Genomic DNA, 24,021 nt, shown 5'->3' with positions numbered 1-24,021 from the left:
CCTGATCGATGACCTTGCCTTGCATTATCGACGCGCGGCGTTTCGATGCCGGCGCGCATCTGCCGTTTCATATCGGCGACGAGCGCGTGGGCTGGATACGCGCAAACGACGTGGCGCTGCTCGCGCGCTGGCCCGACGTGTTCGAGATCGACGGCGATGCCGATAGCGCGCGTGTGACGCTCGCCCCACAGTTCGACAACGTCTCGACGCGCAGCGCTGCGCTCGGCTCGGTGATCGGCGCACTCGCAGCCGAAGGGCACATTCCGGGCTGGCGCAACGAAACCTACGCGATCCGCAACGCCTTCGACGCGCCGCCGCTCGCCTTTATCGAACGCGCGGCCTCGCGCTTTTTCGGCACGATGACGTACGCGGTGCATCTGAACGGCGTCGTAGAATACGCGGATGCCGTGTCGCCCGGCGCGCCGCAATTGTGGATCGCGCGGCGCAGCGACACCAAGGCCACCGACCCCGGCATGCTGGATAACGTCGTGGCGGGCGGCATCGGCTGGGGCCTCGGCATCGAGGCCACGCTCGTGAAGGAATGCTGGGAAGAGGCGGGCATCGCCGAGGACCTGGCGCGCGAGGCGCGCGCGGGCCGCACCGTGCACGTGCTGCAGTCGCTGCCGGAAGGCACGCAGGCCGAGCAGATCTTCATCTACGATCTCGTGCTCCCGGCCGACTTCGTGCCGCACAACCAGGACGGCGAAGTGGGCGAGCATCGCCTCGCGCGCATCGACGAAACTGCGCGCTGGATCGAGGAGGGCGCGATGACGGTCGACGCGAGCCTCGCGACGCTCGACTGCCTGCTGCGCCGCCAATGGATAGACGAAGACGCGTGCGAGGGCATGGCCGCGATCTTCGAACCGCCGACGCTGTGAAAGGGCGCCGGTTCTTTTAGCAAAGCCCAAAGCCCTTTTAGCAACACCAAAGTATTGACGGGAGTTACCAAGGTCATGTCGACCGATCACAGCTTCATCCTCAAACTGTCGTGCGCCGACCGGCCTGGCATCGTGCATGCCGTGTCGGGCTTTCTGTTCGATCGCGGCAGCAATATTCTCGACTCGGCCCAGTTCGGCGACAGCCACACGGGCGAGTTCTTCATGCGTGTGCACTTCCAGCAAGTGGGCGGCGACCCGGGCCTCGACGGCCTGCGCAGCGCGTTCGAGCCGCTCGCGCAAGAGTTCGGCATGCGCTGGGAACTGCATGACGCGAACGTGAAGCCGCGCGTCGTCATCATGGTCTCGAAGATCGGCCATTGCCTGAACGACCTGCTGTTCCGCTATCGCACCGGCCAGCTGCCCATCGAGATTCCGGCGATCATCTCGAATCACAAGGACTTCTATCAGCTCGCCGCGAGCTACAACATTCCGTTCCATCACTTCCCGCTGCTCGGCGGCACGGATGCCGACAAGGCCGCGCAGGAAGCGCGCGTGCTCGAAGTGGTGAACCGCGAAGGCGTCGATCTCGTGGTGCTCGCACGCTACATGCAGATCCTCTCGCCGCAGCTTTGCCGGGCGCTCGAAGGCCGCGCGATCAACATCCATCACTCGTTCCTGCCGAGCTTCAAGGGCGCGAAGCCGTACTACCAGGCGTTCGATCGTGGCGTGAAGCTCATTGGCGCAACGGCGCACTACGTGACGTCCGATCTCGACGAAGGCCCGATCATCGAGCAGGAAGTGGAGCGCGTGGATCACAACATGACGCCGGACCAGCTCACCGCCATCGGCCGCGACGTGGAGTGCGTGACGCTCGCGCGCGCGGTGAAGTGGCACGTTGAGCACCGCATCGTGCTCAACGGGCACAAGACGGTCGTGTTCCGCTGATCGTTCATTGATCGCGTGCGACACCATGCCGTAGCGTGTTTCATGACACGCTACGGCTTTTCGAAATATTCTTGTTGTTCACCGGCGCGTTCGCACGCATGCGATTTTTCTTCCGCGCCAACCCATTTCACCCGTACTACTCCTTAAGTTCTAGCGGCGCATCGTCGCGCACTCCCTGCGGAGAATAGTCGGCACCTTTCGTCTTTCCTACGCTTGTCACGTCAACAAAACGACAAGAGGGAAAACATGAAAGCCGCCCCATTCCCGCAGGCGGAACCGGTAGCCGATAGCCGTGCCTGGCGCGTGCTCGGTTCGAGCACTTTCGCGTTCACGATCTGCTTTGCCGTCTGGATGATGTTCGCCATCCTCGGCATTCCGCTCAAGAAGCAGCTTCACCTCACCGATACCGAATTCGGCCTGATCGCCGCGATGCCCGTGCTCACCGGCTCGCTTGCCCGCGTGCCGCTCGGCATCTGGACCGATCGCGTGGGCGGCCGCAGCGTCTTCTTCATCACCATGCTCGCGACGATCGTGCCGATCTGGCTCGTCTCGTACGCAACGCAACTGTGGCAATTCCTCGTGCTCGGCCTGTTCGTGGGGTTCGCTGGCGCATCGTTCTCGGTGGGCACGCCGTATGTCGCGCGCTGGTTCCCGAAGTCGCGCCAGGGTTTCGCCATGGGCATCTTCGGCGCCGGCAACTCGGGCGCCGCGCTCAACAAGTTCGTGGCGCCCGTGCTGATCGTCGCGGCCGGCACGTGGACCATCGTACCGAAGGTCTACGCCGTCGCGATGCTCGTGACCGCGCTGCTGTTCTGGATGTTTTCCGCGAGCAACCCGGCGCACCGCGTGCCCGGCACGGCCACCGTGGCGAGCCAGATGCGCGTGCTCGCCGACCCGCGAGTGCTGCGCTATGCGCAGTACTACTCGGTGGTGTTCGGCGGCTATGTCGGCCTTTCGTTGTGGATGCCGCAGTACTACGTGAACCAGTACGGCTTCGGCATCGAGCACGCCGCGTTTCTCGCTGCCTGTTTCTCGTTGCCCGGCGGCGTACTGCGCGCGCTCGGCGGCTGGCTCTCCGACCGCTACGGTGCCTATCGCACGACGTGGGCCGTGATGTGGGTCGCGCTCGCGTGCTTCTTCCTGCTCAGCTACCCGCCAACCGACTTCACGATCCACGGCGCGCATGGCCCGATCGGCCTGCATATCGGCACGGGACCGGTGTTCTACACCGTGCTGATGTTCGTTGTCGGCATTGCGATGGCGGTGGGCAAGGCGTCGGTCTTCAAGTTCATCGGCGATGAGTACACCGAGAACATCGGCGCCGTCTCCGGCGTCGTGGGGCTGGCGGGCGGTCTCGCGGGTTTCGTGCTGCCGATCCTGTTCGGCCTGCTCGTCGACCTGACGGGCGTGCGCACCACCTGTTTCATGCTGATGTTCGGCGCCACCGTGGTGAGCCTGCTGTTCATGCACTTCTCGTTCCGTCCCGAAGCGCTCGCTGTCGGCCGCGCAAAGCTCGCCCGGAAAGTTCGAGCCGCGACGCCAGCGCTGAAGGAAATCACGTACTCCGAATGATCCCACTCGCGCCGCGCGTGCGGCGCCTACTGTACGAGCACAATCATGTCCAAATATCTCCTGACCCAATGGGAACCTGAGAACACCCGGTTCTGGCAGGCTTCCGGCGAGCAGATCGCCACCCGCAACCTGTGGATTTCGATTCCGGCGCTGATGCTGGCGTTCGTGGTGTGGTCGCTGTGGAGTGTCACGGTCGTCAATCTCGACAAGGGCGGCTTTCACTTCACGAAGAACGAACTCTTCTGGCTCACGGCGCTGCCCGCGCTTTCAGGCGCCACGCTGCGCATCTTCTATTCGTTCCTCGTGCCGATCTTCGGCGGCCGCCGCTTCACGGCGATCTCCACGGCGAGCCTGTTGATTCCGGCCTTCGGCATGGGCTTCGCACTGCGCGATCCGTCCACCTCGTATTCGACGCTGCTCGTGCTCGCATTGCTGTGCGGTCTTGGCGGCGCGAATTTCAGCTCGTCGATGGCGAACATCAGCTTCTTCTTTCCGAAGGCGCGTAAAGGCTTCGCCACCGGCCTCAATGCGGGCATCGGCAACCTCGGTGTCTCGCTCGTGCAGTTCGTCACGCCGATCGTCATCTCGACGGCCGTGTTCGCGGGCCTGCTCGGCGACGGCCAGACCTACGTGAAGAACGGCGTCGAGCACAGCATCTGGCTGCAGAACGCGGGCTTCGTGTGGATTCCGCTCATCGTCGTCTCTTCGTTCGCCGCATGGTTCGGCATGAACGACATCGCCGATGCGAAGGCCTCGTTCAGCGAGCAGGCCGTGATCTTCCGCCGCGCGCACAACTGGATCATGTGCTTCCTCTATGTCGGCACGTTCGGCTCGTTCATCGGTTTCTCGGCTGGCCTCGCGCTCCTCACGAAGGCGGAGTTTCCCGCCGTCAACCCGACCGCATGGGCCTTCCTCGGGCCGCTCGCCGGCGCGCTCACGCGCCCTGTTGGCGGCTGGATCTCGGACAAGCTCGGCGGCGCGCGCGTCACGCTCTGGACCTTTCTCGCGATGATCGTCGCGGTGATGGGCGTGATCGTGTTCCTGCCGGGCGGCGCGCTGGGCGGCGCACAGGGCAGCTTCGCCGGCTTCCTCGCGATGTTCGTCGTGCTGTTCGCGCTCACCGGCATTGGCAATGGCTCGACCTTCCGCATGATTCCCGTGATCTTCCTCACGCAGCATCAACGCGCGGCGAGGGGCAAGGGCGAAAACGCGCAACGCAGCGCGCTCGCCGAAGCGGGCAAGGAGTCGGCGGCGGTGCTCGGCTTCGCTGGCGCGATGGGCGCATACGGCGGCTTCTTCATTCCGAAGAGCTTCGGCACGTCGCTCGACATGACCGGCTCGCCGGTTGGCGCGCTCGTGTGCTTCATCGGCTTCTATGTGGTGTGCGCGGCGGTGACGTGGTTGTTCTACGCGCGCCGCAACGCGTCCATGCCGTGCTGAGTCCTGCGGGGACTAGTCCTTTGGGAGTAGCGCGGCACATGGGGACTCATCCCAAAGCGCTGCCCGAACTCTCCCCTTGATGAATGGGCAGGCAAGCGCCTGCTCGCCATACTCGGATTGATACGAGCGCCAGGCGCGACGCATGCAGCGCATGCAAACGGCGACAGGCGCGATCGATCGATTCCAGCAGCAGTTCGGAGAACCTGATGAGTCATTTTCTGGACCGGTTGAAGTTCATGTCGCGCGTGAAGTCGACGTTTTCGAAGGGCCACGGCGCGGTGGTGAACGAGGACCGCAAGTGGGAAGACGGCTATCGCAGCCGCTGGCAGCACGACAAGATCGTGCGCTCGACCCACGGCGTGAACTGCACGGGCTCGTGCTCGTGGAAGGTCTACGTGAAGAACGGCCTGATCACCTGGGAAACGCAGCAGACCGACTATCCGCGCACGCGAGCGGACCTGCCCAATCACGAACCGCGTGGCTGTCCGCGTGGCGCATCGTATAGCTGGTACGTGTACTCGGCGCAACGCGTGAAGTATCCGATGATCCGCGGCCGCCTGATCGAGATGTGGCGCGAGGCGCGCAAGACGCTCGGGCCGGTCGATGCATGGGCATCGATCGTCGAGGACCCGAAGAAGGCCGCGCACTACAAGCGTGTGCGCGGCCAGGGCGGCTTCGTGCGCGCGGACTGGGACACGGCCACCGAGATGATCGCGGCGGCCAACGCCTACACCATCGGCAAGTACGGCCCCGATCGCGTGGTGGGCTTTTCGCCCATTCCGGCCATGTCGATGGTCTCGTACGCCGCGGGCGCGCGTTATCTGAGCCTGATCGGCGGGGCGTGTCTGTCGTTCTACGACTGGTATTGCGACTTGCCGCCCTCGTCGCCGCAGGTGTGGGGCGAGCAGACGGACGTGCCCGAATCGGCCGACTGGTACAACTCCACGTATCTCATGGTGTGGGGCTCGAATGTGCCGCAAACGCGCACGCCCGACGCCCACTTCTACACCGAAGTCCGTTACAAGGGCACGAAAACGGTCGCGGTGTCGTCCGACTTCGGTGAGATGGTGAAGTTCGGTGATATCTGGCTCGCGCCGAAGCAGGGCACCGATGCGGCGCTCGCGCTCGCGATGGGCCACGTGGTGCTCAAGGAGTTTCACGCGAGCGGCAAGTCCGCGTACTTCAGCGACTACGTGAAGCAGTACACCGACATGCCGATGCTCGTCACGCTTAGCTCACGCGACGGCGCGCTCGTGCCGGACCAGTTCCTGCGCGCGTCGCAACTCGCCGCGAATCTCGACGAGGCGAACAACCCGCAATGGAAGACGCTCGCGATCGATTCGACCACCGGCGACATCGTCGCGCCGAATGGCTCGATCGGATTCCGCTGGGGCGAAAGCAAGCACGATGGCGGCAAGAAGGTGGGCCGCTGGAACCTCGAAATGAAGGACGGCGGCAGCGGCCGCGAAATCGATCCGCTGTTGTCGCTCGTCGATCAACATGACGAAGTGGTCGAAGTGGGCTTCCCGTACTTCGGCGGAGAACATGGCGCGCTGCTCGCGCGGCGTGTGCCCGTGAAGCGCGTGGCGCTGGCGGACGGCACGAGCGCGCTGGTCGCCACCGTCTACGATCTGCAGATGGCCAACTACGGCGTCGACCAGGGTCTGGGCGGCCCGAACGTCGCATCCTCCTATGACGACGACGTGCCCTGCACGCCCGCCTGGCAGGAGAAGCACACCACGGTGCCGCGCAAGCTCGTGATCCAGGTGGCGCGCGAATTCGCCGACAACGCCGACCGCACGCGCGGCAAGAGCATGGTGATCGTGGGCGCGGCGCTCAATCACTGGTATCACAACGACATGATCTACCGCGGCATCATCAACCTGCTGATGATGTGCGGCTGTATCGGCCAGAGCGGCGGCGGCTGGGCGCATTACGTGGGCCAGGAAAAGCTGCGTCCGCAGTTCGGCTGGGCGCCGCTCGCATTCGCGCTCGACTGGTCGCGTCCGCCGCGCCAGATGAACGGCACGTCGTTCTTCTACAACCACACGAGCCAGTGGCGTCACGAGAAGGTGAGCGTCGATGAGATTCTCGGCCCGGGCGCGGACCGCGAGCGCTACAAGAACCTCTCGATGCTCGACCTCAACGCGAAGTCCGAGCGCATGGGCTGGCTGCCTTCGGCGCCGCAACTGGGCGCGAATCCGCTCGACGTGGTGGACGCCGCGCAGCGCGCGGGCGTGCCGCCGATGCAATACACCGTCGATCAACTGAAGTCGGGCGCGTTGAATTTTGCCTGCGACGACCCCGACAATCCCGCGAACTTCCCGCGCAACATGTTCGTGTGGCGCTCGAACATCATGGGCAGTTCGGGCAAGGGCCACGAGTACTTCCTGAAGTACCTGCTCGGCACGCAGAATGCGCTGTTCGGCGACGAAGCCGATGCGATCAAGCCCTCCGAAGTGAACGTACGCGAAGCGGCCGAGGGCAAGCTCGACCTGCTCACCGTGCTCGACTTCCGCATGAGCACGACCTGCCTCTACGGTGACATCGTGCTGCCCTCGGCCACGTGGTACGAGAAGGACGACCTCAACACGTCGGACATGCATCCGTTCATCCATCCGCTTTCGGAGGCGGTGCAGCCGTTGTGGGAGAGCAAGACCGACTGGGAGATCTACAAGGCCATCGCGAAGAAGTTTTCGGAGATCGGCGGTGAGCATCTGGGCAAGCGCACGGACCTCGTGTGTACGCCGCTCATGCACGACACGCCCGGCGAGCTCGGTCAGGCGTTCGAGCCGCAGGACTGGCGTCTTGGCGAATGCGATCTCATCCCCGGCAAGACCGCGCCTTCGATGACGCTCGTCGAGCGCGACTATCGCGAGATCTACAACAAGTTCACCTCGGTCGGGCCGCTGCTGGAGAAGCTCGGCAACGGCGGCAAGGGCATCAACTGGAACACCGTGCACGAGGTGGGCGAGTTCGCGCAGCTCACGGGCATCCAGCAGAACCGCGGCGCGGCCGAAGGACGCCCGCGTCTGGATACGGCCATCGACGCGGCGGAGATGATCCTCACCTTCGCGCCGGAAACCAACGGCCATGTTGCAGTGAAGGCGTGGGACGCGCTCTCGAAGATCACGGGCCGCGATCACACGCATCTGGCCGAAGGCCGCGAGCACGACAAGATCCGCTTTCGCGACGTGCAGGCGCAGCCGCGCAAGATCATCTCCGCGCCGACGTGGTCGGGGCTCGAATCGGAAGAGGTGAGCTACAACGCGGGCTATACGAACGTGCACGAGCTGATTCCATGGCGCACGCTCACGGGCCGTCAGCAGTTCTATCAGGATCACCGCTGGATGCTCGACTTCGGCGAAGGCCTGTGCAACTACAAGCCCGCCATCGACACGAAGACGACTTCGCCCATGCTCGGCGCGAAACCCAACGGCGAGCACGAACTCGTGCTGAACTGGATCACGCCGCACCAGAAGTGGGGCATCCACTCCACGTACACGGACAACCTGCGCATGCTCACGCTCTCGCGCGGCGGTCCGCACGTGTGGGTATCGGAAGCCGAGGCGAAGGAAGCGGGGCTCGTCGACAACGACTGGGTCGAAGTGTTCAACGTGAACGGCACGCTCACGGCGCGCGTCGTGGTGAGCCAGCGCGTGCCGCGCGGTATGTGCCTCATGTATCACGCGCAGGAAAAGATCATCAACGTTCCCGGCGCGGAAACGAGCGGCATGCGCGGCGGCATTCACAACTCGGTCACGCGCACGGTGCTCAAACCCACGCACATGATCGGCGGCTACGCGCAACTCGCGTACGGCTTCAACTACTACGGCACGGTCGGCAGCAATCGGGACGAGTACGTGATCGTTCGCAAGATGAAGAAGGTCGAGTGGCTCGAAGGCCCGCTTTCCAACGTTGAGGAAGGAGCAGCATCATGAAAATCCGCGCCCAGGTGGCGATGGTCCTGAACCTCGACAAGTGCATTGGCTGCCATACGTGTTCCGTCACGTGCAAGAACGTGTGGACCTCGCGCGACGGCGTCGAGTACGCGTGGTTCAACAACGTCGAGACGAAGCCCGGCATCGGCTATCCGAAGGAATGGGAGAACCAGGAGAAGTGGAACGGCGGCTGGGTGCGCAACGCGAACGGCAAGATCGAGCCGCGCCAGGGCCCGAAGCTCAAGGTGCTGGCCAACTTGTTCGCGAACCCGAATCTGCCCGGCATCGACGACTATTATGAGCCGTTCACGTACGACTACGAGCATCTTCAGAACGCGCCTCTCTCGCAGACGCCGCCCACCGCGCGCCCCGTGTCGGTCATCACCGGCAAGAAGATGGACAAGATCCATTGGGGTCCTAACTGGGAAGACGACCTGGGCGGCGAGTTCGCTTCGCGCAGCCGCGACAAGCTGTTCGAGAACGTGCAGAAGGAGATGTACTCGACCTTCGAGAACACCTTCATGATGTATCTGCCGCGCCTGTGCGAGCACTGCCTGAACCCCGCGTGCGTGGCGTCGTGCCCCTCGGGCTCGGTGTACAAGCGCGAAGACGACGGCATCGTGCTCGTCGATCAGGACAAGTGCCGCGGCTGGCGCATGTGCATCTCGGGCTGCCCGTACAAGAAGATGTATTTCAACTGGAAGAGCGGCAAGGCCGAGAAGTGCATCTTCTGCTATCCGCGCATCGAGGCGGGGCAGCCTACCGTGTGCTCGGAAACCTGCGTGGGCCGCATCCGCTATCTGGGCGTGATGCTCTACGACGCGGACCGTATCAGCGAGGCGGCATCGGTCGAATCGACGCAGGATCTGTATCAATCGCAGCTCGACGTGTTCCTCGATCCGCACGATCCCGCCATCCAGGCCGAGGCGCGCCGCCAGGGCGTGCCGCAGAGCTGGCTCGACGCCGCCGTGCGCTCGCCGGTGTACCGCATGGCCGTGGAGTGGAAGATCGCGTTCCCGCTGCACCCCGAGTACCGCACGCTGCCGATGGTCTGGTACGTGCCGCCGCTTTCGCCGATCCAGTCGGCCGCGGACGCGGGCCACATCGGCATGGACGGCGTGATTCCCGATGTGGCGAGCCTGCGCATTCCCATGCGCTATCTCGCCAACCTGCTCACCGCTGGCGATGAAAAGCCCGTGATCTCGGCGCTGAACCGCATGCTGGCGATGCGCGCCTACAAGCGCGCCCAGGCCGTGGACGGCGTGAACGACAACGCGGTTCTCAACCACGCGGGCCTCACGCCCGAGCAGGTCGAGGACATGTACCGCACCATGGCGATCGCGAACTACGAGGACCGCTTCGTCGTGCCGTCGTCGCACAAGGAAATGGTCGAGGACTCGTTCAACGAGAAGGGCAGTTGCGGGTTCTCGTTCGGCAACGGGTGTTCGGGCGGCGTTTCCGAGGGCTCGCTGTTCGGCTCGAAGGTCGAAGGCAGCGTGGTGTATGTCGATATGCCGAAGTCGCGTCGCAAGACGCCTTCAGAAGCTTGAGCGGGAGGGCCACGATCATGTCGATTTATCCGGTTCTCTCCGCGCTGCTCGATTACCCCGAGGAGCCCTTGCTCGACGCGCTCGACGAGATCGAAGCCGCGCTTGTCACCGTACCGATCGGCGCATTCGCGCTGCAGGAACTGGCGCCGCTCATCGCGGCGCTGCGTGAGCGCTCGCTCGTCGAGTCGCAGGAAGCCTACGTCGCCACCTTCGACCGTAATCCCCGTCACTCGCTGCATCTGTTCGAGCACGTGCACGGCGAGAGCCGCGCGCGCGGCCAGGCGATGGTCGATCTGCTCGACGAGTACCGCACCCACGGCCTCGACATGGCGACGAGCGAACTGCCCGACTACGTGCCGCTCTTTCTCGAAGTGCTCGGCCTGATTGGCGAGGACGAGGCGAGCGCGCTGCTTGGCGAGGCGATTCATGTGCTCGCGGCGCTCGGCAATCAGCTCGAGAAGAGCGAAAGCCCCTATGCGGGCATCTTCACGGTGCTGTGCGAACTGAGCGATGTCGAGCCGTTGCCGCTCGTGGGCGCGCCCGTGCGCGACATGGACGAGGCGCTCGAACGCTTCGGCACCGGCGCGGACGGCGTCGAGCCGCTCATGCATGCGTTCGGCGCGAGCCACTCGCCGCAGGTCGTTCATTTCCACCCGCGAGCAGCGCATGCCGCTGCATCCGCCTGCGCAAAGGAATCGCCATGAACACGTTCAATCAGTTTTTGTTCGGCATCTATCCGTATATTGCCGCCGCCATCTTCCTGTTCGGCAGCCTCGCGCGCTTCGAGCGCGAGCAGTACACGTGGAAGGCGGACAGCTCGCAAATGCTCTATCGCGGGCATTTGCGGCTCGGCAATATCCTCTTTCACGTCGGCGTGCTCGGGCTCTTCTTCGGGCATCTGTTCGGTCTGCTCACGCCCGTTGCGGTGTGGGACTGGCTCGGCGTGCCGCATGCGGTCAAGCAACTCGTGGCGATGGTTGCGGGCGGCGTGATGGGCTCGATGTGTCTGGTGGGCCTCGCAATCCTGCTGCACCGCCGGCTTTCGAACGCGCGCGTTTCAGCCGTGACGCGCGTGGGCGACAAGGTGCTGTTGCTGTGGCTGCTCGTCACGCTGCTGCTCGGGCTCTCCACCATCGGCGAATCGGCGAGCCATATGGACGGCGCGATGATGGTGCGGCTCATGACCTGGGCGCAGCACATCGTCACCTTCCGCGGCGACGCCGCGAGCTACGTGATCGACGCGCCGCTCATCTTCCGCCTGCACCTCTTCATGGGCATGACGCTCTTCGTGATCTTCCCGTTCACGCGGCTCGTGCACGTGTGGAGCGGGTTCGCTTCTGTCACCTATCTCTCGCGCGCCTGGCAGCTCGTTCGTAGCCGCTAACGGCTAGCGCTTGCCACTGAAGTTTGCCTCTGGACGGCCGTGGGGATGGCCGTTCTTCGCGGGGAGCGAGCCACGCTCGCATTCCCCGCTTTTTTCACGTTGCGCACAGCTCAGGGGACCGCGCAACGTGAATCACCAGGGAAGGCAGGCGGCCTGATGCATAGTGTCGCAGTTGGCCGCGCGGACCGTGAGATGGCGCGCCGTCGGTGGTACTCCGTCAGATAATGTTGGCCATGCGCGCCGACGTTTCGGCGCAGCCGATTCCCGGTACCGGCCATGACTCCGTCTTCCGATTCCGCAACCGCTTCTGCATCCGCTGCTGCATCCGCTTCTGCATCCGCTCCTGCCGAATGTTCGGGCGCGCAGGCCGCGCCGTTCCCGAAGCGGCTTTCTACGCGCATCGTTGTGCTTTCCACGGTCGCGCTCGCGCTCGTACTCGCGATGATCAGCGGCACGCTCTGGCTCTCCTGGCAGCTCGAAGGCGGCGGCGCGGCGATCAACGATGCAGGCAGCCTGCGCATGCGCGCGAACGCGGTGGCGATCTCACTGTGGGAAGCCCGCACCGGCAAGCCCTCGCAAGTGGACGCCCAGATGCGCCAGCTCGACGAGACGCTGCGCGAATTGCGCGACGGCGATCCGGCGCGGCCGCTCTTTCTTCCCGCCGACGCGGGCATCCACGCGCAGTTCGAACGTGTCGCGGCAGCGTGGAACCAGGCGCTCAAGCCCGCTGCGCTGCGCGACCTCGCGGCCAGCGGGGGCGAGCCTTCGGCGTACATCGGCTTGCTGCCCGGCTTCGTCGACGAGGCGAACCGGCTGGTGAGCCTGATCGAGCGCGAGAACGCGCGCAAAACCGCGTGGCTGCGCATTTCGCAGGTCGCGCTCGCGGCGCTGTCGTGCGTGGGCACGATGGCGATCGTCTATCTGCTCTACCAGTGGTTCGTGGCGCCCGTGCAGCGATTGCAGGACGGGCTCGCGCGCATCGAGGCGCAGGAGTTCGACACGCGCTTGCCGGTCGAAACATACGACGAATTTGGTCATCTCACGCAGGGCTTCAACCGCATGGTCGCGGAGCTTCAGGCGCTGTACCAGGACCTTGCCGGGCGCGTGGACGCCAAGACCGCGCAACTGGCCGCGCAAAACCGCGAACTCGCCACGCTCTATGAGATGGCGGCATTTCTCAACACGCCGGGCCCGGCGGAAAGCGTGTGCCACGATTTCCTCACGCGCGTGATGCGCGAATTCGACGCCGACGGCGGCACGGTGCGCGTCGTGTCGCCTGACGACGGCAATCTGCATCTGCTCGTCTCGGAAGGCATGCCCGAATCGATCACGCGCGAGGAGCAGTGCATGCCGGCGGCCGACTGTACGTGTGGCGGCGCAACGGCCGAGGCGCCGGTCGTATTCGGGCTGATGTCGCAGAGCGGCCAAAGCGGCGCTTTTACGCAGCGTTGCCTGAAGGCGGGCTTCGTGAGCGTCGCGGTGTCGGCCATCGTCGCGCAGAACGAGACGCTCGGCACGTTCTCGCTGCACTTCCGCCGCGAGCGGGAAATTCCGCCTTCGGGCGTCCAGCTGCTTCAGACGCTAGGTCGCCACCTCGGCGTGGCGCTCATGAACCGGCGGCTCGTCGCGCTCGGGCGCCAGCTCGCCGTCTCCGAGGAGCGCAATCTCGTTGCGCAAGGGCTGCACGACAGCATTGCGCAAGGCCTGAGCTTCCTGAAGATGCAGGTGCACCTGCTCGATGCGGCCGCGGAGCAGGGTGACCTCGACGAAATTCGCGAGATCGTGCCGCTACTCGCGGGCGGCGTGGAGGAGAGCTACGACGACGTGCGCGAACTGCTGCTGAATTTCCGCACGAAGCTCGGCCCGGGCAAGCTGCGCCTGGCCGTAGAGGACACCGTGGCGCGCTTTCGCCGCCAGTCGGATGCGGACTTGACGCTCGACTATCGCGACGAAGACGGGCCCCCGCTGCCGCCCGACCAGCAGCTGCAGGTGCTCTTCGTGCTGCAGGAGGCGCTCTCGAATGCGCGCAAGCATGCGGAGGCGCTGCACGTGAGCGTGAGCGTCGTGAACGCTCGCGATTTCCGCCTCACGATCGACGACGACGGCGTGGGCTACGATCCCGCCGAAATCGCCTCGCGCGGCGAATCGCACGTGGGCTTTCACATCATGCATGAGCGCGCGAGACGTCTTGCGGCCGTGCTGACGCTGCAGAGCGCGCCGGGGCGCGGCGCGCGCGTCGAACTGGTGCTGCCCGCAGCGAGCCGCATGGCCGCGTGAACCTCCACAACACTAAAACGATCCCCATGACCATCCGCATCCTGCTCATCGACGACCACACGCTCTTTCGCTCAGGCGTGAGCGCGCTCCTGCAGCGCCAGCCTGATCTTGAGGTGGTGGGCGAGGCGGCGGACGGCGTGGAAGGCGTCAAGCGCGCGAAGCAGCACTTGCCCGACGTGATCCTGCTCGACCTGAACATGCCAGGCCTCTCGGGGCTCGAAACGCTGCAACTGCTGGTGGAGGACCTGCCGGACACGGCGGTCGTGATGCTCACCGTCTCCGAGGAAGCCGACGAACTCACCGCCGCGATGCGCGCCGGCGCGCGTGGCTTCCTGCTCAAGAGCATCGACGCCGACGCGCTGGTGGCGGCGATCCGCAAGGCCGCGAGCGGCCAGCCGGTCATTACCGAGCACATGACGGCGAAGCTCGTGGAGCAGATGCGCAAACCCGCACAATCGGCTGGCGCGACCGGGACATCGGGCACACCCGGCGCCGTGCGCGCGAGTGCGGAGGCGCTCACAGCGCGCGAGCGCGAGATCGTGCGCGAACTGGCGCGCGGCGCGAGCAACAAGGAGATTGCGCGCACGCTCGACCTGGCCGAGAGCACGGTGAAGATTCACGTGCGCAACATTCTGCGCAAGCTGAATCTCTCGAGCCGGGTGCAGGTGGCGATCTACGCAATCGAGCACGACGGCATGACCGACGTCCCTGGCGAGCCGCGCGGGCGCTGAAAGCCGCGCGCGGGCTCGGAAGAAAGCGGCTCAGACGAGCCGCAAATAGATGAGTTCGCGCTTGATATACGCGTAAAAAATAGGCGCGGCGATCACGCCCTGAATGCCGAACGCGGCTTCCATCACGAGCATTGCGACGAGCAGCTCCCACGTGCGCGCCTCGATCTGGCCGCCGACGATGCGCGCGTTCAGGAAGTACTCGAGCTTGTGGATCACGATGAGGAACGCGAGCGCCGTGACTGCCGCGGGCAGGCTCACGGTGAGCGCGATGGCGACGATCAGCGTGTTCGAGATCAGGTTGCCGATGACGGGCAAGAGGCCCACCACGAAGGTCACCACGACCAGCATCTTCGCGAGCGGCAGCGGCGCGTGAAAGAGCGGCAGCACGAGCAGCAGGAAGAGGCCGGTGAACGTCGTGTTGATGGCCGAAATCTTCACCTGCGCGAACACGATGCGGCGGAACGCGTCGGCGAAACGGGACACGCGCGCGACGAACGCCGTGGAGAGCGGCAGCCGCGTGGCATTCTTCTGCGCGCCAATGGCGATGATCGCGCCGATGATCATGCCGATCACGATATGGCCGAAGATGCGCGCGGCGTTCTTGCCGCCCTGGCCGAGCTGGGTGGCGTGCTCGTGCATGAGGGCGAGCGCCTTGAGCTTCATCTGGGCGACGTCCACGGGCAGATACGCGGCGATGGATTCGGGAATGCGCCCGCGCGCCTGGTCGACGAACGTCATCATCTGCGCCATGACCTTCTGCACGCTCGGCACGTCGCTCTCGAACTGCTCGATCACGCCAACCGTGAGGCCAGTGAGGATGCCCACGATCACGATGGAAACCAGCACCACCGAGAGCCAGCGCGCGCGGCTGCTCGACATGCGCCGCTCGATGAGCGGCGAAATGGTATGCACGAGCTGGAAGACGAGCATGCCCGCGAGCAGCGCGCCGAGCAGGTTCAGGTGCAGCACTGCCAGCATGCCGGCGAGCGCGGCCACATAGCTGCCGATCTCCACTGCCGAAAGCTTCGGCAGGCTCATGTCGCTCGTGAGCCTGACCGGCCTTGGCCGCAGGTCGCGCACCTGTTTATCTTCGGTCGCTTCGTTGCGCTTGACCATGTTGGGTGTATTCCGTCTCCAAACCTCAGGGGCGCACGCGCCCCCGACCCGTTGTTCCTGCAGCTATTTCTACTGCTAAGTTTCCGGCCCGCAGGCCAGCCAGTCTAGCTGGTCATTTGCCCGAGGCCGTGTCGAGCGCGGCAATCTGGCGCTTGAGCAGCGGCGCGAGATAGCGGCCCGTGAAGCTTGCCTTCGACTTCGCCACCTGTTCGGGCGTCCCCTGGGCCACGATCTGCCCACCGCCCGCGCCGCCTTCGGGACCCATGTCCACGACCCAGTCGGCGGTTTTGATTACATCGAGATTATGCTCGATGATGACCACCGTGTTGCCCTGATCTCGAAGCCGGTGAATCACTTCCAGCAAAAGGGCGATGTCGTGGAAGTGCAGACCGGTGGTCGGCTCGTCGAGTATATACAGCGTGCGGCCCGTGTCCCGCTTGGAAAGCTCGAGCGAGAGCTTCACGCGCTGCGCCTCGCCGCCCGAGAGCGTGGTGGCCGACTGGCCAAGACGGATATAGCCCAGGCCCACGTCGAGCAGCGTTTTGAGCTTGCGCGCGACCACCGGCACCGCCTTGAAGAACTCGTAGGCGGCTTCCACCGTCATGTCGAGCACTTCGCTGATGTTCCGGCCCTTGTATTGAATCTCCAGCGTTTCGCGGTTGTAGCGCTTGCCGTGGCAGACGTCGCAGGGCACGTACACATCGGGCAGGAAGTGCATTTCCACCTTGAGCACGCCGTCGCCCTGGCAGCTTTCGCAGCGGCCGCCCTTCACGTTGAACGAGAAGCGGCCTGACTCGTAGCCGCGCTCCTTGGCCGCCGGCACGCCCGCGAACAACTCGCGGATGGGCGTGAAAAGGCCCGTGTAGGTGGCCGGGTTCGAGCGCGGCGTGCGGCCGATCGGTGACTGATCGACGTTGATGACCTTGTCGAAGTGCTCCAGGCCCTCGATCGCCTCGAACGGCGCCGGCTCCGCCGACGATCCGTACAGATGCTGCGACACGGCGTGATAAAGCGTGTCGTTGATGAGCGTGGACTTGCCCGAGCCCGAGACGCCCGTCACGCAGGTCAAAAGACCGACGGGCAGGTCGAGCGTCACGTGCTTGAGGTTGTTGCCGTGGGCCTCGACGATGCGCAGATGCCGCTCGCCGGGCTCGATGCGCTCGTCGGGATAGTCGATGCGGCGCGCGCCCGAGAGGTACTGGCCCGTCATCGAGGCCGGATCGTGCTCGACTTCGCCCGGCGTGCCTTGCGAAATCACCATGCCGCCGTGCTCGCCCGCGCCCGGACCCATGTCGACCACATAGTCGGCCATGCGGATCATGTCCTCGTCGTGCTCGACGACGATCACCGAGTTGCCGAGGTCGCGCAGATGCTTGAGCGTGGAGATGAGGCGGTCGTTGTCGCGCTGGTGCAGGCCGATGGACGGCTCGTCGAGCACGTACATCACGCCCGTGAGACCCGAGCCGATTTGCGAGGCGAGGCGGATGCGCTGCGCTTCGCCGCCCGAAAGCGTCTCGGCGCTGCGTTCGAGCGAGAGATAGTCGAGCCCGACGTTGTTCAGGAACATGAGGCGCGCGACGATTTCCTTGACCACTTTGTCGGCGATCTCGCGCTTGGCGCCTTCGAGGCGCAGCGTCTGGAAGTAGCCGAGCGTGTCGCGCAGCGGCCAGCCGCTCACTTCGTAAATGGCACGCGCGTCTTCGCCGCCGCCGATGCGCACGAAGCGCGCTTCGCGGCGCAGGCGCGTGCCTTCGCAGTGCGGGCAGGCCTGGTTGTTCTGGTACTTCGAGAGTTCTTCGCGCACGGCGGCCGAGTCGGTCTCGCGGTAGCGGCGCTCGAGGTTCGGGATGATCCCTTCGAACGCGTGCTCGCGCACCGAAGTGCGGCCGCGCTCGTTGATGTACGAGAACGGGATCTCCTGCTTGCCCGAACCGTAGAGCAGGATCTTGCGCACTTTCTCCGGCAGGTCTTCGAACGCGGTGTCGATGTCGAAGTCGTAGAAGGCCGCCAGGCTTTGCAGCATCTGGAAGTAGAACTGGTTGCGCCGGTCCCAGCCTTTCACGGCGCCCGCCGCGAGCGAAAGCGACGGATGCGCCACCACGCGCTTCGGATCGAAGAACGTGATCTGGCCCAAACCGTCGCACTCCGGGCACGCGCCCATCGGGTTGTTGAACGAGAAAAGGCGCGGCTCGAGTTCCGGCAGCGAATACGAGCAGATCGGGCAGGCGAACTTGGAACTGAAGAGGTGCTCCTTGTTCGTGTCCATTTCGAGCGCGATGGCGCGGCCGTCGGCCAGACGCAGCGCGGTTTCGAACGACTCCGCGAGGCGCTGCTTCATGTCGGGGCGCACCTTCAGGCGGTCGACCACCACGTCGATGGTGTGGCGCTCGCTCTTCTTGAGCTTGGGCAGCGACTCGACCTCGTAGATCTTCGCTTCCCCTTCGTTGGCCGTGCCGCCGCCCGAGCGCACCCGAAAGCGCACGAAACCTTGCGCCTGCATGTCGTCGAAAAGCTCGGCGTGCTCGCCCTTGCGGTCCACGATCACGGGCGCGAGGATCATGAGCTTCGTTTCTTCGGGCAGGGCGAGCGCGGCGTCCACCATCTGCGAGACGCTTTGCGACTCCAGCGGAATCTCGTGGTCCGGACAGTAGGGCGTGCCGATCCGTGCGTAAAGCAGTCGCAGGTAGTCGTGGATCTCGGTGACGGTGCCGACCGTGGAGCGCGGGTTGTGCGACGTCGCCTTCTGCTCGATGGAAATAGCCGGCGACAGACCCTCGATCAGGTCGACGTCGGGCTTCTCCATCAGTTGCAGGAACTGACGTGCATAGGCCGAGAGGCTTTCCACATAGCGGCGCTGGCCTTCGGCGTAGAGCGTGTCGAACGCCAGCGAGGACTTGCCCGAGCCCGAAAGCCCGGTGATCACCACGAGCTTGTGGCGCGGCAGGTCCAGATTGACGTTCTTCAGGTTGTGGGTTCGGGCCCCACGGATACGGATCTGTTCCATGAACCTGCGGGAGAAAGGGAAACCAAACCTGCTACTATAACGACTTTTCCAGACCGCCGTTACGGCTTGCTGACGGTCTTTGAAAGGGCCCGGAGCGGCAAGTGCAAGGGCCTCGAAAGAGGCGCGCCAGGGAGCGTCCCGGTCAACAAACGTGCGGGCACTTGCGGTCCAAACACATAACGCTCCGATGTCCTCCAATTCACCCGCTACATCCTCACGCATGAGCGCGCCCGAGTTGCGCGCGACCGTATCGCTCGCGGCGATCTTCGCGCTGCGCATGCTCGGTCTCTTCATGATCATGCCGGTGTTTTCCGTCTACGCGAAAACGATTCCCGGCGGCGACAACCTGCTGCTGGTCGGCATCGCGCTCGGCGCGTACGGCGTCACGCAGTCGCTTCTCTATATTTTCTACGGCTGGGTGTCGGACATGGTGGGCAGAAAGCCCGTCATCGCCACCGGCCTCGTCATCTTCGCGATCGGCAGTTTCGTCGCGGCGGGCGCGCACGACATGGTGTGGATCATCGTCGGCCGGGTGATTCAGGGCATGGGCGCCGTATCTTCGGCGGTGCTCGCCTTCATCGCCGACCTGACCGCCGAGGAGCACCGCACCAAGGCCATGGCGATGGTGGGCGGCTCGATCGGCCTGTCGTTCGCCGTCGCGATCGTCGGTGCGCCGATCGTGTTCCACTGGGTCGGCATGAGCGGCCTGTTCGCGCTGGTTGGCGTGTTTTCGATTCTCGCGGTGGGCGTGGTGATCTGGGTTGTGCCCGACGCGCCGCACAAGCCCGTGCACGTGCGCGCCCCGTTTGCCGAAGTGCTGCACAACGTCGAGCTGCTGCGCCTGAACTTCGGCGTGCTCGTGCTGCACGCCACGCAAACGGCGCTTTTCCTCGTCGTGCCCCGCCTGCTCGTGGACGCGGGGCTGCCGGTCGCGTCGCACTGGATGATCTATCTGCCGGTCATGGGCCTCGCGTTCGTCATGATGGTGCCGGCCATCATCGTCGCGGAGAAGCAGGGCAAGATGAAGCCCGTGCTCGTTTCTGCGATCGGTCTTATCCTGATCGGCCAGCTTTTGCTCGGCTCGCTCGCGCATACACTTGTCATTGTGTCGGCCGTGCTGTTCGTGTACTTCCTCGGCTTCAACATTCTGGAGGCTTCGCAGCCTTCGCTCGTGTCGAAGCTCGCGCCGGGTAACCGCAAGGGCGCGGCCACGGGCGTGTACAACACCACGCAGTCGATCGGGCTCGCGCTCGGCGGCGTGGTGGGCGGCTATCTGCTCAAGCACGAGGGTGCGAGCGCGGTCTTTTACGCGTGCTCGGGGCTCGTCTTGTGCTGGCTTATAATCGCGGCCAATATGAAGGCACCGCCCAAGCGGGCTGAAGCCAAACGGGCTTGAGCCCGGCGGGCCTGAGTTAGAACCAAAGGTTCACAGCAACGCAATTCGCGGAGGCGGTCCGCAGTTGGCGAAGGCGCCTGAGACACATCGGGCGCTTGCCGGCGCGAACCGCGCGGCCGCTCCTCGCAACGGAATCAAACAGGAGAAATTCATGGCATCCGTGAACAAGGTGATCCTCGTCGGCAACCTCGGCGCCGAGCCGGAAGTGCGCTATCTGCCGAGCGGCGACGCCGTGGCGAACATTCGTCTCGCGACGACCGATCGCTACAAGGACAAGGCGTCCGGCGAGTTCAAGGAAATGACCGAATGGCACCGCGTGTCGTTCTTCGGGCGTCTGGCCGAGATCGTCTCGGAGTACCTGAAGAAGGGCTCGTCGGTGTATATCGAAGGCCGTATCCGCACGCGCAAGTGGCAGGCGCAGGACGGCACCGACCGTTATTCGACGGAAATCGTCGCCGACCAGATGCAGATGCTGGGCGGCCGCGGCGGCGGCGCCTCGGCTGGCAGCGACATGGGCGACGACGGCGGCTACAGCCGTGGGCAATCCGCACCGCGCGGCGGCGGCCGTGCCGCAGGTGGCAACAGCGGCGGCGGCGCGCCGCGTTCGAGCGGTGGCGGTGCTGGCGGCGGCGCAGGCGGCGGCCGTTCGAGCGCGCCGGCTGGCGGCGGCTTCGACGAGATGGACGACGATATTCCGTTCTAAGCGTCAGAACGCATTTGCAGGACCGGAAGCCCCGGTTCGACCGCAAGGTCGAGCCGGGGCTTTTCATTTGTGTGCGCGAAGTGTGCGAACCGAGCGCCGGCCCGCTGCGACGTTTTCGCACACATAGTCGCTCCTTCGCCTTCAGGCGACAGGTTTTCTGATTTTTGTCACGGCAAAACTCCCGCCGGCGCGCGACCATTTAAAAGATGCATGATTTTTGCATCTTACAAGACTGCTCGCGCCGTCACCCCACAAGGAAAAGGAGAAAGCCGTGTTTTGCTATCAATGTGAACAGACCGACCGCACCCAGGCCACCCCGGGATGCGCCTCGGCCAAGGGCAACTGCGGCAAGGACGCGACGACTGCGGATCTGCAGGACCTGCTGATCTACGCGGCCAAGGGCATCGCACAGTATGGCGCGCTCGCGCGCGGCCTCGGCAGCCCTGATCGCGAAGCCGACCGCTTTATGCTCTACGCGCTGTTCACGACGCTCACCAACGTCAACTTCAACGCCAGCCGTTTCGTGGCGATGCTGCGCGAGGCTGCGCAACACCGCGATCGCGTGAAGTCGACCTACGAGGCGCTCGCACTCGCGCAAGGCGTCGCCGCTGCTCATCCGGGCGGCGCTGCGCTCTGGCAGCCGGGCAACGATCTCGCCGAATTGCAGGCGCAGGCCGCGCTCGTCGGCATCAAGGCAGGGCTCCCGAAGGTGGGCGAGGATGTCGTCGGCTTGCGCGCCCTCGTGCTCTACGGTCTCAAAGGCGTGTGCGCATACGCCCATCACGCGCGCGTGCTCGGTTACGAGAGCGAAGAGGTCTACGCAGGCGTCGAGGACGCGCTCGTGTTTCTCGCAGGCGAGCCCACGCAGGCCGGCGATCTGCTCGAGCATGCGCTCGCGCTCGGCAACCTGAACCTCAAGGTGATGGAACTGCTCGACGCGGCGAACACGGGCCGCTTCGGCATGCCCGAACCCACTGCCGTGCGCGTGACGCCGGCCGCGGGCAAGGCGATCCTGGTTTCGGGCCACGACCTCGGCGATCTGGAGGCGCTGCTCGAAGCGACCCAGGGCACCGGCGTGCAGATCTACACGCACGGCGAAATGCTGCCCGCGCATGCCTACCCGAAGCTCAAGGCCTATCCGCATCTGGCCGGCAACTACGGCGGCGCATGGCAGGACCAGCAATCGGACTTCGCGAACTTCCCCGGCCCGATCCTGATGACGTCCAACTGCCTGATCGAGCCGCTGCCGCAGTACCGTCAGCGCATCTTCACGACGGGCCCGGTGGGCTGGGCCGGCGTGCGCCATCTCGAGCATCACGCGTTCGCGCCGGTCGTGCAGGCCGCGCTCGCGCTGCCGGGCTTCCGCGAAACGGCGCCGGAGGAAACCATCACCATCGGCTTTGCGCGCAACACGGTGCTCGGCGTGGCCGACAAGGTGATCGACGCGGTGAAGGCCGGCCAGATCCGCCACTTCTTCCTGATCGGCGGCTGCGACGGCGCCGCGCCCGGCCGCAACTACTACACCGAGTTCGCGCAGGGCGCGCCGGACGACACCGTCGTCATGACGCTCGGCTGCAACAAGTACCGCTTCAACCGTCACGATTTCGGCGACATCGGCGGCATTCCGCGTCTGCTCGATCTCGGCCAGTGCAACGACAGCTACTCGGCGATCCAGATTGCCATCGCGCTCTCGAAGGCCTTCGACTGCGGCGTGAACGATCTGCCGCTCACGCTCGTGGTGTCGTGGTTCGAGCAAAAGGCCGCCGCGGTGCTGCTCACGCTGCTCGCGCTCGGTCTGCGCAACATCCATCTCGGACCGACGCTGCCGGCCTTCCTCACGCCGAACGTCCTCGACATCCTCGTCAAGCAGTTCGGCATCGCGCCGATCGGCGACGCGCAAGCCGACCTGAACGCGGCCCTTACACGCAACGCCGCTTGAGCGCGGGTGAAAACGTCATGAGTTATCAAATCGAGCTCACCACGCGCGACGGCCAGGCGTTCGGCTTCGCGTGCGAGCCGGGGCAGGACGTGCTGAGCGCGGCGGCGGCGGCGGACATCACGCTGCCCTCGCAATGCCGGCGCGGCAGTTGCGGCGCGTGTCACGCCACCGTGACCGACGGTGCGTACACGCTCGGCGAACACAGCGCGGACGCGTTACCGGCTGGCGAGCCGCAGGCGGTTCTGCTGTGCCGCACGAGACCTTCGGCCGACTTGCGCGTCGCAGCGCCCTACGATCGCACGAAGGTGCTGCTGCAGCCGGTCGCCGTGCGCACGGCGCGCATCGCCGCGCTGGAAACGATTGCCGACGACACGCGCCGCCTCGAACTCCTGCTCGATGCAGATGACACGAGCGGCAGCGCCGCCGAGTTCGAAGCGGGCCAGTTCGCAGAACTGGAGTTATTGGAGGGCGGCATCAAGCGTCCGTTCTCGCTCTCCAACACGAGCAACTGGGAAGGGCGCCTCGAGTTCCTGATCCGGCTACGGCCGCAAGGCGAGTTCTCGGCGTATCTGCGCGAGCGTGCACAGCCCGGCGACGTGCTCACCGTGCATGGCCCGCAGGGCGGCTTCGGTTTGATCGCCGGCAGTCTGCGCCCGCGCTGGTTCGTGGCGGGCGGCACGGGGCTCGCTCCCGTGCTCTCGATGCTGCGCCGCATGGCCGAGTACGGCGAGATGAACGACGCGCGCCTCTTCTTCGGCGTGAATCGCGAGAGCGAGCTTTTCATGCTCGACGAGCTGGATGCGCTTCGGTCGGCGCTGCCGCAATTGCATGTCGAGCTTTGCGTTCGCGACGCGGCTGATGGCTGGCAAGGCACGCACCGCACGCCCGTCGACGCGCTCGCAGCCGCGCTCGAGGCGTCGGGCGCTGCCCCCGATCTCTACGTTTGCGGTCCGCCCGCCATGGTGAGCGCCGTGCAGGCGGTCGCGGCGCGTGCGCGCGTGCCGTCCGCACAGTTCGTCAGCGAGCGCTTCACCGTCTGAGCAGCAATCCTGTGTGTTCTTTTCTTCGTGTCTGATTGACCTCGCCTTCGGGCGGGGTTTTTTTTCGCGCATCGGGTGCGCTACGCACCGCTGCTCCGGAGCGAT

General features: G+C 65.1%; 16 protein-coding genes. 14 read left to right on the top strand and 2 right to left on the bottom strand.

The genetic code is table 11. The features are described from left to right. Nucleotides 1-8 precede the first annotated feature (8 nt). The 10 genes from VSR72_RS28440 to VSR72_RS28395 all read left to right on the top strand — a co-directional run bounded on the left by VSR72_RS28440 (nt 9) and on the right by VSR72_RS28395 (nt 14,718). Nucleotides 9-878 (top strand): DUF4743 domain-containing protein, encoded by an 870-nt coding sequence (locus VSR72_RS28440; RefSeq protein ID WP_342955670.1) that lies wholly within the window; start codon nt 9-11, stop codon nt 876-878. A 75-nt stretch (nt 879-953) separates the two neighbouring features. Continuing rightward, a complete protein-coding gene (gene purU, locus VSR72_RS28435) occupies nt 954-1,823 on the top strand; it encodes a formyltetrahydrofolate deformylase (RefSeq protein WP_342955669.1) in 870 nt (289 codons plus the stop codon). 246 nt (nt 1,824-2,069) lie between these two features. Next, nucleotides 2,070-3,395 carry a nitrate/nitrite transporter gene (locus VSR72_RS28430; protein ID WP_342955668.1) on the top strand — a complete coding sequence of 442 codons (1,326 nt, stop codon included), beginning with the start codon at nt 2,070-2,072 and terminating at the stop codon, nt 3,393-3,395. Between the two features lie 45 nt (nt 3,396-3,440). Continuing rightward, on the top strand, nt 3,441-4,835 hold the full coding sequence (locus tag VSR72_RS28425; RefSeq protein WP_342955667.1) for a NarK family nitrate/nitrite MFS transporter: 1,395 nt from the start codon (nt 3,441-3,443) through the stop codon (nt 4,833-4,835). 206 nt (nt 4,836-5,041) lie between these two features. After that, nucleotides 5,042-8,776 carry a nitrate reductase subunit alpha gene (locus tag VSR72_RS28420; protein WP_342955666.1) on the top strand — a complete coding sequence of 1,245 codons (3,735 nt, stop codon included), beginning with the start codon at nt 5,042-5,044 and terminating at the stop codon, nt 8,774-8,776. Further along, the gene (gene narH / locus VSR72_RS28415) at nt 8,773-10,326 is read left to right on the top strand and encodes a nitrate reductase subunit beta (RefSeq protein WP_342955665.1); all 1,554 of its coding nucleotides are present in this window, start codon (nt 8,773-8,775) and stop codon (nt 10,324-10,326) included. Before VSR72_RS28420 ends, narH begins: the two co-directional genes overlap by 4 nt. A gap of 17 nt (nt 10,327-10,343) precedes the next feature. Next, nucleotides 10,344-11,030 (top strand): nitrate reductase molybdenum cofactor assembly chaperone, encoded by a 687-nt coding sequence (gene narJ, locus VSR72_RS28410; RefSeq protein ID WP_342955664.1) that lies wholly within the window; start codon nt 10,344-10,346, stop codon nt 11,028-11,030. Further along, on the top strand, nt 11,027-11,710 hold the full coding sequence (narI, locus tag VSR72_RS28405) for a respiratory nitrate reductase subunit gamma (protein WP_342955663.1): 684 nt from the start codon (nt 11,027-11,029) through the stop codon (nt 11,708-11,710). The genes narJ and narI overlap by 4 nt, the downstream gene beginning before the upstream one ends. Before the next feature lie 276 nt (nt 11,711-11,986). Further along, the gene (locus tag VSR72_RS28400) at nt 11,987-13,987 is read left to right on the top strand and encodes a type IV pili methyl-accepting chemotaxis transducer N-terminal domain-containing protein (RefSeq protein WP_342955662.1); all 2,001 of its coding nucleotides are present in this window, start codon (nt 11,987-11,989) and stop codon (nt 13,985-13,987) included. Nucleotides 13,988-14,013: 26 nt separating this feature from the next. Further along, nucleotides 14,014-14,718 carry a response regulator transcription factor gene (locus VSR72_RS28395; RefSeq protein WP_342955661.1) on the top strand — a complete coding sequence of 235 codons (705 nt, stop codon included), beginning with the start codon at nt 14,014-14,016 and terminating at the stop codon, nt 14,716-14,718. A gap of 30 nt (nt 14,719-14,748) precedes the next feature. Here VSR72_RS28395 and VSR72_RS28390 read toward each other — a convergent pair whose 3' ends face one another. Next, a complete protein-coding gene (locus tag VSR72_RS28390; protein ID WP_342955660.1) occupies nt 14,749-15,834 on the bottom strand; it encodes an AI-2E family transporter in 1,086 nt (361 codons plus the stop codon). 112 nt (nt 15,835-15,946) lie between these two features. Next, entirely contained in the window at nt 15,947-18,838 is a 2,892-nt protein-coding gene (uvrA, locus tag VSR72_RS28385) for an excinuclease ABC subunit UvrA (RefSeq protein WP_342955659.1), read from the bottom strand. 220 nt (nt 18,839-19,058) lie between these two features. Here uvrA and VSR72_RS28380 point away from each other — a divergent pair, with 220 nt between their 5' ends. The 4 genes from VSR72_RS28380 (at nt 19,059) to VSR72_RS28365 (ending at nt 23,916) form a co-directional block, all read left to right on the top strand. Then, nucleotides 19,059-20,234, top strand: a complete 1,176-nt coding sequence (locus VSR72_RS28380; RefSeq protein ID WP_342955749.1) for an MFS transporter — start codon at nt 19,059-19,061, stop codon at nt 20,232-20,234. A 151-nt stretch (nt 20,235-20,385) separates the two neighbouring features. Continuing rightward, nucleotides 20,386-20,937, top strand: coding sequence for a single-stranded DNA-binding protein (locus VSR72_RS28375; RefSeq protein WP_342955658.1), 552 nt, complete (start codon nt 20,386-20,388; stop codon nt 20,935-20,937). A 271-nt stretch (nt 20,938-21,208) separates the two neighbouring features. Further along, nucleotides 21,209-22,876, top strand: a complete 1,668-nt coding sequence (gene hcp, locus VSR72_RS28370; RefSeq protein ID WP_342955657.1) for a hydroxylamine reductase — start codon at nt 21,209-21,211, stop codon at nt 22,874-22,876. Between the two features lie 17 nt (nt 22,877-22,893). Next, nucleotides 22,894-23,916 carry a 2Fe-2S iron-sulfur cluster binding domain-containing protein gene (locus VSR72_RS28365; RefSeq protein ID WP_342955656.1) on the top strand — a complete coding sequence of 341 codons (1,023 nt, stop codon included), beginning with the start codon at nt 22,894-22,896 and terminating at the stop codon, nt 23,914-23,916. The last annotated feature ends 105 nt before the right edge of the window (nt 23,917-24,021 follow it).

Origin of the sequence: Paraburkholderia sp. JHI869, from assembly GCF_038900775.1 — a bacterium.
In the GTDB taxonomy this organism is placed as follows: Bacteria; Pseudomonadota; Gammaproteobacteria; order Burkholderiales; family Burkholderiaceae; genus Paraburkholderia.
Note: the sequence above shows the minus strand (reverse complement) of the source record. Positions and strands in the feature narration are given on the sequence as shown.